The organism is Pseudomonas sp. MTM4, from assembly GCF_019355055.1.
GTDB lineage: Bacteria > Pseudomonadota > Gammaproteobacteria > Pseudomonadales > Pseudomonadaceae > Stutzerimonas.
The window spans coordinates 3,793,499-3,807,771 of record NZ_CP048411.1 but is presented as its reverse complement, the minus strand read 5'-3'; the positions used below and the strand labels follow the sequence as shown (position 1 = coordinate 3,807,771).

The window sequence follows — 14,273 nt, the reverse complement described above, 5'->3', positions numbered from 1 at the left end:
CATACGGCCCCGGCTGCGCCGGGGTTCGTTCGCTCCATCGCCGCTCACCCTTCTGAAAGGGGCGGTTGGTGTTGCCTGATGGTTCGTGCATCGGGCCAAAAAGCCAAAGCAAGGATTTTATGATCTCTCACTCGCCCAGCAGGGCGAAACCCGACCATCAAGCGACTCGACAAACAAGTCGCGACTCAACAAGCCATCACCCCCGCATCCACGGCGGCGTCGGCGGCTCGTCGCCGGGTTCATCCGTCGCATTGCGCAACGCTTCCTTACGCGCCTGTTCGGCCAAAGTAGCTTTAATCTCACGCATCACCGCATCCAAGTCAGCAGCATCCTCCGGCTCAGCAAATTCACCGGTCAGCTCGGTATCCGGCGTCAGCTTGCCGTCCTCATACAGCGCCCACATTTCCTTGGCATAACGGGTGAACTTGAGCTCCGGCGCGAACTGCCCGAAGTACGCCGACATGTTGCCGACGTCGCGCTCGAGCATCTCGAACGCATGGTTATTCCCTGCCGCGTCGACCGCCTGCGGCAGGTCAATGATGACCGGGCCGTACTCGTCGAGTAGCACGTTGAACTCGGACAGGTCGCCATGCACCAGACCGGCGCAGAGCATCTTCACCACCTCGCCGATCATGAAGGCATGAAATTCGCGGGCATCGTCGGGGTGTAGATCAACGTCGTTGAGCCGTGGTGCGGCATCGCCATCCTCGCCAGAGATCATTTCCATCAACAGGACGCCGTCGAGAAAGTCATACGGCTTGGGTACGCGTACGCCAGCATCGGCCAGACGGAACAATGCCGCCACTTCGGCGTTCTGCCAGTTCTCTTCCTTTTCCTTGCGCCCGTGCTTGGAGCCCTTGGCCATGGCTCGGGCGTCGCGGCTGCTGCGTACCTTGCGACCTTCCTGGTACTTCACCGCCTGACGAAAACTGCGGTTGTTGGCTTCTTTGTACACCTTCGCGCAACGCAGCTCTTCACCGCAGCGCACCACATATACAGCTGCTTCCTTGCCGCTCATCAGCGGCCGCAGCACTTCGTCGATCAGCCCATCCTCGACCAGCGGCTCGAGTCGTTTTGGCGTTTTCATCAGTGGCTTACAGACCCTATTCGACTATGCAGGCCTGCAGGTTACGGTAATCGTCAGCACGCTTCCATGCTCGCTAGCAAGTTTGAAAGCGCATTGCGGATTGGCATCGCAGGCGAGCAGGACGGACAATCGAACACGACTACCCAAGGAGCCGCGCAATGATCGATTTCGACCGCTGCTGGCAAGCCCTCTGCGAACGCGACGCAGACTTCGATGGCCGCTTCGTGTTCGCCGTACGCTCGACTGGCATCTTCTGCCGCCCAAGCTGCCCGGCGCGTCGCCCCCGGCGAGACGGCGTCAGTTTCTTCAGCAATTCAGCCAACGCTGAAGCCGCCGGCTATCGCGCATGCAAGCGCTGCGCGCCGCATGGCCAGAGCCCGACCGAGCAGCTGGATGCACTGGTAATCGCCGCCTGCCGTCTGCTCGATGAAAATCCCGAGCCGATGACGCTGGACCGGCTGGCCGCCCGCATCGGCCTGTCCACCTCGCACCTGGCCCGCGCATTCAAGGCCCGAACCGGCCTTACGCCCCACGCATGGGCGGCGGCACGCCGACGCGAGCGGTTGGAGGCGCAGCTTCCGGGCGCCGAATCGGTACTCGGCGCGGCGCTGGAGTCAGGCTATGGCAGCACACGCGGCGCCTATCAGAACATTGCCGCGCTCAGCCCGGCACAGCGCCGGCGCAAGGGCGCCGGCGAAGCTCTGCGTTATGCAATCAGTCCGTGCCCCCTGGGATTGTTGCTGGTCGCTGCCAGCGACAAGGGCATCTGTGCCCTGTTGTTCGGCGATGAGGAGCAGGCTCTGCTCGACGAGCTTCAATCCCGCTTCGCCGCGGCGGAATTGATATGCGACCAGGCCGGGCTCGGCGAGTGGCTGCGCTCGATCCTGGAGCAGTTGCAAGAGCCAACCCGCGCCGCGCTGTTGCCGCTGGACTTACGCGGCACGGCATTTCAGCAACGCGTCTGGCAGGCCTTGCAGGACATTCCGGCCGGCGAGACTCGCCGTTACGGCGAACTCGCCGCGAGCCTGGGCACCCATGCGCGCGCCGTCGCCCGAGCCTGCGCCAGTAATTCGATCGGGCTGCTGGTTCCGTGCCACCGCGTCGTCGGGGCCAACCAGGCGCTGACCGGTTACCGCTGGGGCATCGAGCGCAAGACCGCTCTGCTCGAATCGGAGCGAGGAGAATCGGGAGCCTGACGGCGATCTGGCGGTCGGATATTCCACGCCACCGGAAAAGAGCCGCCGCCATGACCGAACTGAAACGCTACCGTATCCATTACCTGATCAATGGCAACCCGGCGTCGCTGACGCTGGACGCCTTCGAGGAGCCCGCCATCGGGCAGGCCGAGCTGGAGATTCTTCTGCACCACGTCAGGGAACCGCGCGCAGCCACCGACGCCCCTTGGGAGATTCCGGAGCGCGCCAGCGAGCACAGCCGCATGGCCGAGCTGGGCGTCAGCGACATTCAGATCGAAGAGGAAAAGCGCTGAGCGCCTATGACCCGATGCCACGAAAGGAGACGCCCGCCGTGCGCCTGATCGACACCCACACGCACCTTGACTTCGACCCCTTCGACACCGACCGCAGCGAGGTGCTGGCCCGCTGCGCCCGTGTGGGCGTCGAGCGCGTGCTGGTGCTCGGCGTGCATCAGGCCAACTGGAAGAGGGTCTGGCAAATGGCGCTGGACGAGCCCGCCGTGTACGCCGCGCTGGGCCTGCATCCGGTCTTTCTTCAGGATCATCGACCGGAGCACATGGACGAGTTGCGCGATTGGCTGCAACGTCTGCAAGGGGAAGAAAAGCTCTGCGCCATCGGTGAGATCGGCCTGGACTATTACATCGAGGATCCGGACAAGGAGAGGCAGCAGCACATTCTCGAAGCCCAGCTGGACCTGGCGGGCGAGTTCGAGCTGCCGGTACTGCTGCACGTACGCCGCGCGCATGCAGCGATGATCGCGACGCTGAAGCAGCGCAAGCTGAAGCGCGCCGGTATCGCCCATGCTTTCAGTGGCAGCTGGGAAGAAGCCCGCGAGTACATCAAGCTCGGCTACAAGCTCGGCCTGGGCGGCGCCGGCACCTGGCCGCAAGCACACCGCATGCATCGCGTGCTGCAGCAGCTACCGCTGGACAGCATCGTGCTGGAAACCGATGCGCCCGACATCACACCCCACAGCCATGCCGGGCAGCGCAACAGCCCGGAATTCCTCCCGGACATCTGCCGCGAGCTGGCGGAACTTCGCGGCATCACCCCCGAAGAGTTGGCCGAGGCCAGCTATCGCAACAGCTGCGAGCTGTTCGGCTGGCGCTGAGCCTATACGCGGAACGCGCCAATGAGTTGCTGCAACCGACCAACCAGTGCGCTGAGCTCGCGGCTGGCTTGCTCGGTATGCCCAGCGCCTTCGGCGGTACGCTGCCCGGCTTCGTTGATCGCGACGATGTTGCGATCGATATCGTGCGCGACGGCGGTTTGCTCCTCCGCAGCCGCGGCGATCTGCTGGTTCTGATCGACGATGACGCCGACCGCACCGAGAATGTTTTCCAGCGCCTGACGAACCTGGGCCGACTGATTGACTGTCGCATCGGCCATCGAATGGCTGGCATGCATGGTCTTCACCGCAGCGCCGACACCGCCCTGAAGTCGCGCAATCATCTGCTCGATTTCTTCGGTGGACTGCTGGGTGCGTCTGGCCAGGTTGCGCACTTCGTCGGCGACCACCGCGAAACCACGTCCCTGCTCGCCGGCGCGCGCCGCTTCGATCGCGGCGTTGAGCGCCAGAAGATTGGTCTGCTCGGCGACACCTTTGATGACGTCCAGCACCTGGCTAATGGCCTTGCTGTCGCTGGCCAGCTGATTGATTACGTTGACCGACTGCTCGATCTCCGCGGCCAGTCGCTCGATGCCGCCGACCTGCGCTTCGACCAGGCTGCGCCCGCTCACCGTTTCTTCATTGACGCTCTGCGCGCTACCAACAGCGGCCTCGGCACTGGACGCAACGCCCTGCGCGGTCGCTGACATCTGATTCATCGCGGTGGCGACCTGCTCGATCTGCCCGCGCTGTTCGGACACCGTCTGATTGCTTTCGCCAGAGACGGTTTCGACGCGCGAAGCCTGACGCTCCACCTCGCCGACCGTCTGACCGACCCGTTCGATCAACTCACGGATCTTGGCCACGGTCTCGTTGAATACCTGGCCCAGCTCGCCCAGCTCATCGCGGCTTTGCACATTGAAACGCGCGGTCATGTCACCGGCGGCGACGCGGTCCATGGTTGCACCGAGGCTCTTCAACGTCGCGCGAGTGGACATGTAGAACGCGCTGTAGAGATACACCACAAGCACGAACACCAGCACCAGCGCGGCCAGCAACAGGGTCATGAGCAGGCGCTTCTGCTCCAGACGCTGTTCGAGTTGTTCGTCGAGGAAGCCCAGAATCGCGTCGTTGAGCGCGTAGGTCTTGGCCATCTCGGCGCTGATCAGGTCATAGAACGCGTCCCATGGCTGATCCAGCGCTTCAGCCATGATCACCTGGTCCTGGAATATATCGCTGCTGATCTTCAGAGAGTCGCGACTGGCGGCGGTGTGGCTGTCGAGCTGGCGCTGCGCAGAGCCGCTACTGGCCAATACGTCCTGTAGCTGAGCGCCGTATTGAGCCTGTTGCTTCTCCAGCTCCAGGAGAAGTTCGTCCAACTTGTTGCTGGCGTCGGAGTTCAGATAGCCCTGGCCAAAGGTGTAGGAGCCGACCGCTCGCCCCTCGCCGAGAATGGCGGTGATCGAGGGCGTGACCGAGGTCAGTAGCTCCGCCAGCATCCGAACATCGCGCTGGCTGTCCTGGCTCAGACCCGACTGGCTGGCGATCAGCTTGATCATCACCTGAGCCTTGCCCAACAGCGCACGCGCCATGGCGACCTTGGTTTGCAGGGATTGCTGCGCCTGCGCCTCGCGCAGGGCGGCATCGAGGTCGTCCCGGCGGGTATTGAATTCGGCCACCTGTTCAGGATTATCGCTGACCGGCGTCAGGCTTTGCATCCGCGCGGACAATCCTCGTTCGGCATCCGCCAATCGGGTCACCAGCGCCTGCACCTCGCCGGTCTGGCCAATGATGCCCTCGATTTCCACCAAGTCTTTCCAGTCTTCCATCTCGCGGCGCAGCTGCAATGCCGTACCCAGCAACTCAAGGCTCTGCAGTTCGGTGCGGGTGCCCTCGAATTCCCGATAGGAGTCGCGCACCAGGTAAAAATTGGTGAGCAGCATGGGGACGAAGAAAAGCACGCTGATCAGGCTGAACTTCATGCCGAAGCTCAGGCGATTCATCAACGCGATGGCGGGATACAAAAGACCTTTCAAAAGACGTCTCCCAATTTTTATTGTTGCCAACAGCATCGAGGCTGCAGCAGGGCTCGTCAGAGTGTGAGGAACTTATACGGGATATCGGTCACAGGTTATGTAACTTAAGGTAATGGCAGAGTGATGGCGCGACAAGCGGCAGAAGGCCCGCCAATTCCGGCCTATCCACGGCGCTTATGCAGAGCGCCGGACGACGGGCTGAGGCGGCGCGGCGCCCGATACGATTGTGCTGGGCGGCTAGAGAAAGAGCGTCCAGAGCGCGATGGCCGCATACCAGAGCATGCGGGTTCTCACCAACAGCGCGGCAAGGCCGTCCAGCCGTGAGATACCCGCCTCGCCTTCATACGGCTCGCGCAGATCCGCCGCAGCCGGACCGATGTCGGTCAGCAGCTGCGGGGCGGGCGTTTCCCAACGCAGCAGATCCTGCAGCAGGGCGCGATTCATTGCGACGAAGTTACCGACCAGTCCGAAGCTGACCAGCAGAAGCCGCACCGGCAGCCAGTCGAAGGCGTGTCGCAGCTGCCCCGCCCGCTCGCGCATGGCTTCGCTCCCGGTGTGCTCGATCGTCAGCGCAAGCAGCCGGTAGGCCAGCGCGGCCATGGGACCAAGCAGCACATACCAGAAGATCACCGCAAAGAAGCCCTGATGACTGCGCCAGAGCAGCTGCGCCTCCACGGCGCGCAACAGGCTCGGCGCATCCGGCGCGCTGAGGCCCAGATCACGCTCGGCCACCAGCGCGGCGGCGTTGACATCTCCCCGGCGCCAGGCGTCGCGGAATGCTCCGAATTCACGCTTGCCCTGCCCTCGTCCCAGGCTGTAGAGCAGCACCAGCAGATGCAGCGGCAAACTGAGCCAGCCGTAGGCCAGCGGCTTGAGTGCCATCAGTAACAAGCCGAGCACCAGCACCGGCAGCAGTACCAACAGCGAAAGACTCAGCCATGGTCTGGACGCCATGTCCGCGCGCCCTTCGACTCGCCGCAGCAGCTGCAGCCACGGGCCGTCGTGCTGCACATCACGTCGCCAATCGGTGAGTTTGTCGATGAGCAGAACCAGCAGCACCACGAGAAAAATCATTATCGAATCCTATGCGAGGCTCTCAGGCCACGATCGAGGCCGCGCGCAGGCGCAGCCAGTCGAATGCCGGGCCGGGGTCGGTCTTGCGGCCCGGTGCGATGTCGCTGTGACCGCGAACCCGCTCCGGCGTGATCGCCGGATATGCCTGCTGCAGCAGGAGGCAAAGGCGGATCAGGCTGTCGTACTGGGCCTCACTGAAGGGCACGTCATCGGTGCCTTCCAGCTCGATACCAAGGGAGAAGTCGTTGCAGCTTTCTCGTCCATCGAAGCAGGAAATTCCGGCGTGCCAGGCGCGATCCAGGCAGGAGACGAACTGGGTGATCGCACCATCACGCTCGATGAGGAAATGCGCAGAGACCTGCAAGGTGGCGATTTCTTCGAAGAAGGGATGTTCGTCGGTGGGCAGGCAATTCTGAAAGAACTGCTGGACCTTGCCGGTCCCGAAGCAACCCGGCGGCAGGCTGATGTTGTGGATGACCAGTAATGAAATCTCGTCATCCGGGCGCTTGTTGAAATTGGGCGAGGGGCAATGGCGAATGCCTCGGCACCAGCCTGTCGCATGATCCAGCTGCATCGAAGCGGAACCTGGGTTGGCTGTAGGGTCTGCAGGCTAGCGCCTGCACGCTGCCGACCGCAACCCGGCTGCGCTACCCGAGGTCGATGGTCTGCTGCCCGCCCGCACGCTTTTCATCCCTGCGCGAGGCCAGACGGTCGGCCAACCGCGTCGGCTCCGGTAGCCGATAGCGGGTGACATAGCGCATCACCAGTTGCGGGGCGGTCGCCAGGCTAACCCGGTTGCCGGGCGAAATGATCAGTGGCCGAACCTTGTCCTTGCTGCGCAGCACGCTGCCGATCACCTTGCCGTGCTTGTCCAGCAGATCGACCTGATCGCCGCGCCGCTCGCCGAGCGGCTCATGCTGGCCGGTGAGAATTTTCTTCGCCACTCCGATCGTTGGCAGCCCGGTAATGACGCCCAGATGCGCAGCGATGCCGAGGCCGCGCGGATGCGCAATGCCGTGCCCGTCGGAGAAGATCAGGTCCGGCGTCTGGCCGAGTGAATCGAGCGCCTGCAACACGGCGGGTAGCTCGCGAAAAGACAGCAGCCCCGGAATATACGGCATGCAGGTGGGAATCCGCGCCAAGGTCTGGGCCAGCGGTTCGAGGGTTTCGGCGTCGAGCAGCACCACTGCGGCGCGGGTGATCTGGCCACCCTCTTCGAAACCGACATCGACGCCTGCGATCAGCCGCAGCGGCCCGAAGTCATCCTCCAGCACGACCTTGCTGGCCAGCTCTTTCTGCATTTCCCGGGCAGCACCGGGACTGCCATCCCAGCCGCTGAATGCACCGGCGCTCGAGCGTGTTGTATTGATTGTCATGGAAGCCCTCTTTGCTGATCAGATCGGCAGAGCCGTGAGCGGTTCCGCCGACTGAGACGGATTGCGACTAGACAGTCAGTCGAAAAACAAGGACGCTCCCGCCGGACTACGGCAGTTTTACCCTGCATTGTCGCTATAAAAGTTCCTATAAAAACAACCGAAACACGTAGAAATCACACCCATGCTCACCGCCCAACCGTTGAAACGTATCAGCATTCTGGCCACCGATGGGGTGTTTGCATCCACCCTGATGCATGCCAAGGATTTTTTCCACATGGCCAGCCTGCGCTATGGCAAACAGCTGGGGATGGATTTGACGCCGGCCTTCGAGACGGTGCTGGTCAGCCCGGATGGCCGGCCGGTCACCACGTTCAGCGGTGCCAGCGTTGCGGTAGATGGCGCGCTGGATGGCGCCGATGCGGTGATATTGCCGGCGTTCTGGGGCGATTTCGATGCGCTTGGCCAGCAGTACCCGCAGGTGACGCCCTGGCTGAAGGAACGACACGAGGCCGGCAGCACCATCTGCGGCGAAGCCACCGGCGCATTCTGGATGGCTGCCGCGGGATTGCTCGACGAGCGCGAAGCCACGACTCATTGGCGCTTCGCGCGTGAGTTCGTCGAGCGATTCCCACGAGTGCTCTTTACTCAGGAGAAGCATCTGACCGACAGCGACAATCTGTACTGCGCAGGCGGCACCACTTCGGCATGCGATCTCTACATGCATCTGGTCGAACGCTTCTGCGGCTCGCATATCGCGCAGGGCATGGCCCGCGACGTGCTGTTCGAGGTGCAACGCAACTACAGCCCAGGGCGCATCGGCTTTGGCGGCCAGAAGCTCCATCTGGACACCCGCGTGCTGCAGATTCAGGAATGGCTCGAGGAGCATTTCGCGGAGAAATTCCGCTTCGAGGACGTGGCGCGCGACCACGGCATGAGCATTCGTAACTTCATGCGCCGGTTTCAAGCGGCGACCGGCGACAAACCGTTGCATTACCTGCAGCGGTTGCGCATCGAGACAGCTAAAAACCTGCTCTCCACCACCCGCAAGAGCATCAAGACCATCAGCTACGAAGTGGGTTACGACGACGCCAGCTTCTTCGCTCGGCTGTTCCGCCAGCACACCGAGCTATCGCCGAATCGGTATCGGCAGCAGTATCGGCATAAGAGCGGCTAGAAGATAAGAGCGGCTAGAAGCTGTCAGCGGGCCGGACAGAATCCGGCCAAGCTTTGCTTTTTTTGAGCCTCAAGCTACTGGCTTCAAGCTTCCTCTCTACGGTTTATGCGGTCGAGCCAGATACTCATGCGACTGCATTTCCAGCAGACGGCTGAGGGTGCGCTGGAATTCGAATTCCAGACGGCCGCCGGCATACAGGTCCTTGAGCTCGACCTCGGCCGAGAGGATCAGCTTGACGTTGCGGTCGTAGAACTCGTCGACCATGTTGATGAATCGCCGCGCCATGTCGTCCTTGGAAACGTCCATTCGCTCGATATTGGAGACCAGCACCGCGTCGAATATCTTGCCCAGCTCGATATAGTCGTTCTGGCTACGCGGTCCATCACAAAGCTCGCGAAACTCGAACCAGGCGACGCCGCCGGCCGTCTTGCGCGCGATGATCTCGCGGTTTTCGATCATCAGCGCTTCGTTTTCCTGCACCCGACACTGCTCCGGCAACAGGCTGCGAAAGCTCTTCTCCAAGCTCAGCTCCGCCTCGGCATCGAGCGGGAAGTGGTAGAGCTCGGCCTGTTCGAGCGCGCGCAGGCGATAGTCGATGCCGCTGTCGACGTTGACGATTTCGGTGTGCTTCTTCAAAAGCTCGATCGCCGGCAGGAAACGGGCCCGCTGCAGGCCGTCCTTGTACAGGCCGTCCGGAACGATGTTGGACGTGGCTACTAGACTCACACCGTTCTTGAACAATTCTTCGAGCAGGGTCGCGAGGATCATCGCGTCGGTGATATCCGACACGAAAAATTCGTCGAAGCAGATCACGCGTGACTCATCGGCGAAGCGCTTGCCGATGATGGTCAGCGGATTCTTCTCGCCCTTGAGGGTGCGCATTTCTTCGTGCACGCGCTTCATGAAGCGGTGGAAATGGGTGCGAGTCTTCTGCTCGAAGGGCAGCGCGTCGAAGAAGGTGTCGACCAGATAGGTCTTGCCGCGACCGACACCGCCCCAGAAGTACAGGCCCTTTACCGGTTCCTGCTGCTTCTTGCCGAATAGCTTGCCCAGCAGCCCGGATTTGTTGCGGTCGTCGGCGAGCAGATCGTCATACAGACGCTGCAGATGGCGCACCGCAGTTTCCTGGGCGGCATCGTGGAAGAAGTCGGGACGTTTCAGGTCTGCCTGATAGCGCTCAAGAGGTGTCATGGCGGGGTCTGGGTAGTGAAACGGGGCCGACACTTTAGCCGTGCCCTCGGTGGTTGGCAATTTACGCAGATCGTTCAAGCGCTTGGGCCTCGAGGAAAACAGGGATCGGCAGCGATGCCGTTCAAGTAATGAACGGCAGACAGCCCTAAGAACTACACGGCAAGTGTCGCCAATGCCTGGCGCAGGCGCAGCATGGCGGCTTCCAGCGCCTGCTCATCTGCGTAGCCGGGGCTGTCGGCGATGCATTCGCCATCCAGCCACAGCGTGAATTGATTGCTCTCATCGGCACGGAGTTCCAGGGCATCCACACCCTGCGCGATCAAATGTTGGCTGGTCACACCGATCGCCTTGGGATCGTTGAACGGCCGCGATAACAGCAACTCTTCGCCATCGGCTGCAAAAAATCGGAAGCGGAAGCTACCATCGCTTTCGCGGAAACTGGCGAAGCGCGCGGCCTTTCCGCCTTTTTTCTTGGCTGGCGCGGCGCTTGCTACTTCACTACGGAAATTACGCAGCCCCACCGCTTCACGCAGCTCGCCGAGGAACGGTGTAGCGAGCTTGCGCGCCTTGGCGGCACCGGCCTGCAGGATGTCCTCGAGATCGCCGGGGCGCTGCATCAGTGCGTGATAACGCTCGCGCGCCTCGCCCAGCTCGTTGTCCAGCAGTTGGAACAGACGCTGCTTGGCCTCACCCCAAGCCAGCCCGCCGACTAGCTCGGCGCGGAACTCGGCCAGTTGCGCCGGCGCGGCGAAGGCTTGGTAAATAGTGAACAGATGGGAGTCGTCCGGGTCTTTCGGCTCGCCCGGCAGTTTCGAGTCGGTGATGATGCGCGCGATGGTGCTTTTCAGCTCCTTGGCACTGGCGAACAGCGGAATGGTGTTGTCATAGCTTTTGGACATCTTGCGCCCATCGAGCCCCGGCAAGGTCGCCACGCCCTCCTCGATCACGGCGGCAGGCAGGGTAAAAAACTCCCTGCCATTGCCAAACAGATGATTGAAGCGTTGGGCGATATCACGCGCCATTTCGACATGCTGAATCTGGTCTCGACCGACTGGCACCTTATGTGCGTTGAACATAAGAATGTCCGCCGCCATCAGCACCGGGTAGCTGAATAGCCCCATGGTGACGCCAGCATCCGGGTCCTCACCCAGTTCGACATTCTTGTCCACTGATGCCTTGTACGCATGCGCGCGGTTGAGCAGCCCCTTGCCAGCAACGCAGGTCAACAGCCAGGTCAACTCAGGGATTTCCGGGATGTCGGACTGCCGATAGAAGGTCACCCGATCCGCATCCAGACCAAAGGCCAGCCAGGTGGCGGCGATCTCCAGGCGCGACTGCTGGATGCGCAGCGGATCGTCACACTTGATCAGTGCGTGATAGTCGGCGAGGAAGTAGAAGGAATCGGCATCGGCTTCGCGACTGGCAACGATAGCCGGCCGGATAGCGCCGGCATAATTGCCCAGATGGGGCGTGCCGGTGGTGGTGATGCCGGTAAGGATTCGGGTTTTCATACAATCATCTCGATTCAGTCAGCGCAAACGGCAGGCGGTTAGAAGGCCATTTGAAGGCGGTCACGCAGCGGAGCACTAGGCCAGCCGCGGCGCTACCAGCTCTTTCAGCTCGACCAGCTTGCCGTGGAAAAAGTGGCCGCATTCTGCCACTTTCAGCAGCTCGTGGGGGCGCTGGAGCTCAGCCGAGAACGCGTGCACCGAAGCCGGATCGACGACTTCGTCATCGTCTGGCTGGATAACCACCAACTCGCAATGCTCGGCCAGCGGCTGATCCGCCAGTCGCGAAACCGCCGGCGCGACCATGAACAACCGTTCCAGCGACTCGCCACGGGCCTCGAGCCGACCAGCCAGCGTGGCCGCTACGAAACCACCAAAAGAGAAACCCATCAGGGTCAATGGCAGCCCGGGATGCTGATCACGAAGCCAGCGCAGGGCAGCTTCGGCGTCATCCACTTCACCGGTATTCATGTCATGGCTGCCGGCGCTGCCGCCAACGCCACGAAAGTTGAAGCGCAGCGTGGCATAGCCGGCATCGCGCGCGCTGCGCTGCAGCGTCGAGACCACCTTGTTGAGCATGGTCCCGCCCTTTACCGGGTTGGGATGACAGATCAGCGCCAGCCCGCGAGCATCGGGTTGATCGAAATACAGGCCTTCCAGCACACCGGCCGGACCCTCGATGGAAATGGGGGTTTCACGTTTCAACAAAGTAACTCCGTGACGTTAGGGCGAGTCGACTCGTCTTGCTTGCACCTGCGTCGCGATCGCCGCATCGCGTCGCGGTATACAGGGCAGGTACGAGACGTTAACGTATCAGGCCGTGGGAAAACCACCGCACAGCAGCCGATAGGACGGTGCAGAGCACCGGATGTCAGCTGCGTCCGGCATCTCACCATCACACAGCTTCGCTGCCGAACAGCACAGCCGTTTATATAGAGGAAGTACTCGTGGAACAGACCCTCGCGACCTGGTTGCTCCCGATCGTTGGCGTGATTGCCGGCATCGTCATTGGATATCTGATCGCGCGCAACAGCGCACCGAACAGCACGCAGCGTCAGGTGGATGAATTGCAGGAGCGCCTCGATACCTATCAGAGCGAAGTGGTCACGCATTTCAATACGACTGCCAGCCTGCTGCGCAAGCTGACTAACAGCTACCAGGACATGCAGAATCATCTATCCGAAGGCGCCGACAAACTCGCCCTCGACGAACAAACCCGTCAGCGTCTGCTAGCCGCGTTGCATAGCGAGGAAAGCCACAGCCACCGGGAACGCTTGAGCTCACCGGCATTTACCGAGCCGCCGAAGGACTACGCGCCCAAAGACGGCGACACGCCCGGCACACTGAACGAAAACTTCGGCCTGAAAAGCCGGCATTGACTCTAGGGCGGCACGTCTCGCGTGCCGCTCCCTCACGCACTACTGCTTCAAACGCATAGACAGATCGATCGCCCGCACGTGCTTGGTCAGTGCACCGATCGAAATATAGTCCACACCGGTTTCAGCAATCGCACGTAGCGTCTCGTCATCGATGCCACCCGAGGCCTCCAGCTTTGCCCGCCCCGCCGCGATGCCTACCGCAGTTCTCATGTCAGCCAGGCTCAACTCGTCGAGCATCACGATATCGGCGCCTGCGCGCAGCGCCTGCTCCAGCTCGTCAAGATTCTCCACCTCCACCTCTACCGGTTTGCCCGGCGCGATGCGATGAGCCGCGGCAACGGCTTCGACGATTCCACCACAGGCGGCAATATGGTTTTCCTTGATCAGGAACGCGTCGTACAGGCCGATTCGATGGTTATGGCAGCCGCCGCACGTCACCGCATATTTCTGGGCCAGGCGCAGGCCCGGAAGCGTTTTACGCGTATCGAGCAGACGGACCCCGGTACCCTCGACCAGATCCGCGTAATGCCGACAGCGCGTCGCGACGCCGGACAGCGTCTGAAGAAAATTCAGCGCCGCACGCTCGCCACTGAGCAAGGCGCGCGCAGGCCCCTCAAGATGAAAAAGGACCTGATCGGCCGCGACCTGCTCGCCATCGGCCGCATGCCAATGAACCGCCACCCGCGGATCCAGCTGCCGAAACACGGCATCGACCCAGGCCGTGCCACTGATTACCGCTGCCTCACGCGTGATGACCGAGGCATACGCGAGCCGTTCAGCAGGGATCAATTGAGCCGTGATGTCACCGGTGCCGACGTCCTCTGTCAGCGCTTTACGCACATTGGTTTCGATTTCGGCGGAAAGGTCCGCAAGAGTGATATTGGTCACGACGGGCTCCCATTGAATTCGACGAGAGTATACGGCGTCGCCCCGCCACGACGCAGCATAGAGCCGTTTGCGGGCAAAAATGCCCGCTGGGCAGCCATGCCTGAGCTAATGCCTTGCCAACCGCTTGTAGGAATTTCGGGAAGTATCTGTGAGCCGCATCATGTCCAAGGCAAAACCGCGCTAGGCTAATAAATAAGATGCATGTAATGTCTCCGTTAATTGGCGCCACCAAAATGGCGGCCATTGGCCATGACTG

The 14,273-nt window shown here is 61.8% G+C and carries 14 protein-coding genes and 1 pseudogene; 5 read left to right on the top strand and 10 right to left on the bottom strand.

What is annotated here, in order from left to right; translation table 11 throughout:
* Positions 1 to 196 precede the first annotated feature (196 nt).
* On the bottom strand, positions 197 to 1,087 hold the full coding sequence (locus GYM54_RS17495) for a PA4780 family RIO1-like protein kinase (protein WP_181099967.1): 891 nt from the start codon (positions 1,085 to 1,087) through the stop codon (positions 197 to 199).
* Positions 1,088 to 1,245: 158 nt separating this feature from the next.
* Here GYM54_RS17495 and ada point away from each other — a divergent pair, with 158 nt between their 5' ends.
* From ada to GYM54_RS17480, 3 genes are read left to right on the top strand one after another with little or no spacing between them, the layout of a single operon-like run.
* Entirely contained in the window at positions 1,246 to 2,283 is a 1,038-nt protein-coding gene (gene ada / locus GYM54_RS17490) for a bifunctional DNA-binding transcriptional regulator/O6-methylguanine-DNA methyltransferase Ada (protein ID WP_181099964.1), read from the top strand.
* A 50-nt stretch (positions 2,284 to 2,333) separates the two neighbouring features.
* Complete coding sequence (locus tag GYM54_RS17485) at positions 2,334 to 2,576, top strand: hypothetical protein (protein ID WP_181099962.1); 243 nt, start codon at positions 2,334 to 2,336, stop codon at positions 2,574 to 2,576.
* 38 nt (positions 2,577 to 2,614) lie between these two features.
* Entirely contained in the window at positions 2,615 to 3,394 is a 780-nt protein-coding gene (locus GYM54_RS17480; protein ID WP_181099960.1) for a TatD family hydrolase, read from the top strand.
* A gap of 2 nt (positions 3,395 to 3,396) precedes the next feature.
* Here GYM54_RS17480 and GYM54_RS22125 read toward each other — a convergent pair whose 3' ends face one another.
* The 5 genes and pseudogenes from GYM54_RS22125 to nfi all read right to left on the bottom strand — a co-directional run bounded on the left by GYM54_RS22125 (position 3,397) and on the right by nfi (position 7,877).
* Positions 3,397 to 4,101 (bottom strand): methyl-accepting chemotaxis protein, encoded by a 705-nt coding sequence (locus GYM54_RS22125; protein ID WP_371924063.1) that lies wholly within the window; start codon positions 4,099 to 4,101, stop codon positions 3,397 to 3,399.
* Positions 4,102 to 4,251: 150 nt separating this feature from the next.
* A pseudogene (locus GYM54_RS22120) lies at positions 4,252 to 4,389 on the bottom strand (HAMP domain-containing protein); the annotation flags it as partial.
* A gap of 1,275 nt (positions 4,390 to 5,664) precedes the next feature.
* Positions 5,665 to 6,501, bottom strand: coding sequence for a regulatory signaling modulator protein AmpE (gene ampE, locus GYM54_RS17470; protein ID WP_181099958.1), 837 nt, complete (start codon positions 6,499 to 6,501; stop codon positions 5,665 to 5,667).
* 22 nt (positions 6,502 to 6,523) lie between these two features.
* Positions 6,524 to 7,075, bottom strand: coding sequence for a 1,6-anhydro-N-acetylmuramyl-L-alanine amidase AmpD (gene ampD, locus GYM54_RS17465; RefSeq protein WP_181099956.1), 552 nt, complete (start codon positions 7,073 to 7,075; stop codon positions 6,524 to 6,526).
* Positions 7,076 to 7,148: 73 nt separating this feature from the next.
* Positions 7,149 to 7,877 (bottom strand): deoxyribonuclease V, encoded by a 729-nt coding sequence (gene nfi, locus GYM54_RS17460; RefSeq protein ID WP_181099954.1) that lies wholly within the window; start codon positions 7,875 to 7,877, stop codon positions 7,149 to 7,151.
* 181 nt (positions 7,878 to 8,058) lie between these two features.
* Here nfi and GYM54_RS17455 point away from each other — a divergent pair, with 181 nt between their 5' ends.
* On the top strand, positions 8,059 to 9,051 hold the full coding sequence (locus tag GYM54_RS17455) for a GlxA family transcriptional regulator (RefSeq protein ID WP_181099952.1): 993 nt from the start codon (positions 8,059 to 8,061) through the stop codon (positions 9,049 to 9,051).
* 96 nt (positions 9,052 to 9,147) lie between these two features.
* Here the strand turns inward: GYM54_RS17455 and zapE are convergent, their stop codons facing one another.
* From zapE to GYM54_RS17440, 3 genes are all read right to left on the bottom strand, one after another.
* Positions 9,148 to 10,242, bottom strand: a complete 1,095-nt coding sequence (zapE, locus tag GYM54_RS17450) for a cell division protein ZapE (protein ID WP_131649813.1) — start codon at positions 10,240 to 10,242, stop codon at positions 9,148 to 9,150.
* A gap of 152 nt (positions 10,243 to 10,394) precedes the next feature.
* On the bottom strand, positions 10,395 to 11,753 hold the full coding sequence (locus GYM54_RS17445) for a tryptophan--tRNA ligase (protein WP_181099950.1): 1,359 nt from the start codon (positions 11,751 to 11,753) through the stop codon (positions 10,395 to 10,397).
* 75 nt (positions 11,754 to 11,828) lie between these two features.
* Complete coding sequence (locus GYM54_RS17440) at positions 11,829 to 12,458, bottom strand: alpha/beta hydrolase (protein ID WP_131649811.1); 630 nt, start codon at positions 12,456 to 12,458, stop codon at positions 11,829 to 11,831.
* Between the two features lie 239 nt (positions 12,459 to 12,697).
* Between GYM54_RS17440 and GYM54_RS17435 the strand changes: the two genes are divergently transcribed.
* Complete coding sequence (locus GYM54_RS17435) at positions 12,698 to 13,129, top strand: YhcB family protein (protein WP_181099948.1); 432 nt, start codon at positions 12,698 to 12,700, stop codon at positions 13,127 to 13,129.
* A 39-nt stretch (positions 13,130 to 13,168) separates the two neighbouring features.
* Here the strand turns inward: GYM54_RS17435 and nadC are convergent, their stop codons facing one another.
* Positions 13,169 to 14,017 carry a carboxylating nicotinate-nucleotide diphosphorylase gene (gene nadC, locus GYM54_RS17430; protein WP_181099946.1) on the bottom strand — a complete coding sequence of 283 codons (849 nt, stop codon included), beginning with the start codon at positions 14,015 to 14,017 and terminating at the stop codon, positions 13,169 to 13,171.
* Between the last annotated feature and the right edge of the window lie 256 nt (positions 14,018 to 14,273).

What these genes read in the sequence shown, in the direction of transcription:
- GYM54_RS17495 (WP_181099967.1), bottom strand. Translation starts at nt 1,087, where the DNA reads ATGAAAACGCCAAAACGACTCGAGCCGCTGGTCGAGGATGGGCTGATC.
- ada (WP_181099964.1), top strand. Translation starts at nt 1,246, where the DNA reads ATGATCGATTTCGACCGCTGCTGGCAAGCCCTCTGCGAACGCGACGCA.
- GYM54_RS17485 (WP_181099962.1), top strand. Translation starts at nt 2,334, where the DNA reads ATGACCGAACTGAAACGCTACCGTATCCATTACCTGATCAATGGCAAC.
- GYM54_RS22125 (WP_371924063.1), bottom strand. Translation starts at nt 4,101, where the DNA reads ATGTCAGCGACCGCGCAGGGCGTTGCGTCCAGTGCCGAGGCCGCTGTT.
- ampE (WP_181099958.1), bottom strand. Translation starts at nt 6,501, where the DNA reads ATGATTTTTCTCGTGGTGCTGCTGGTTCTGCTCATCGACAAACTCACC.
- ampD (WP_181099956.1), bottom strand. Translation starts at nt 7,075, where the DNA reads ATGCAGCTGGATCATGCGACAGGCTGGTGCCGAGGCATTCGCCATTGC.
- nfi (WP_181099954.1), bottom strand. Translation starts at nt 7,877, where the DNA reads ATGACAATCAATACAACACGCTCGAGCGCCGGTGCATTCAGCGGCTGG.
- GYM54_RS17455 (WP_181099952.1), top strand. Translation starts at nt 8,059, where the DNA reads ATGCTCACCGCCCAACCGTTGAAACGTATCAGCATTCTGGCCACCGAT.
- zapE (WP_131649813.1), bottom strand. Translation starts at nt 10,242, where the DNA reads ATGACACCTCTTGAGCGCTATCAGGCAGACCTGAAACGTCCCGACTTC.
- GYM54_RS17445 (WP_181099950.1), bottom strand. Translation starts at nt 11,753, where the DNA reads ATGAAAACCCGAATCCTTACCGGCATCACCACCACCGGCACGCCCCAT.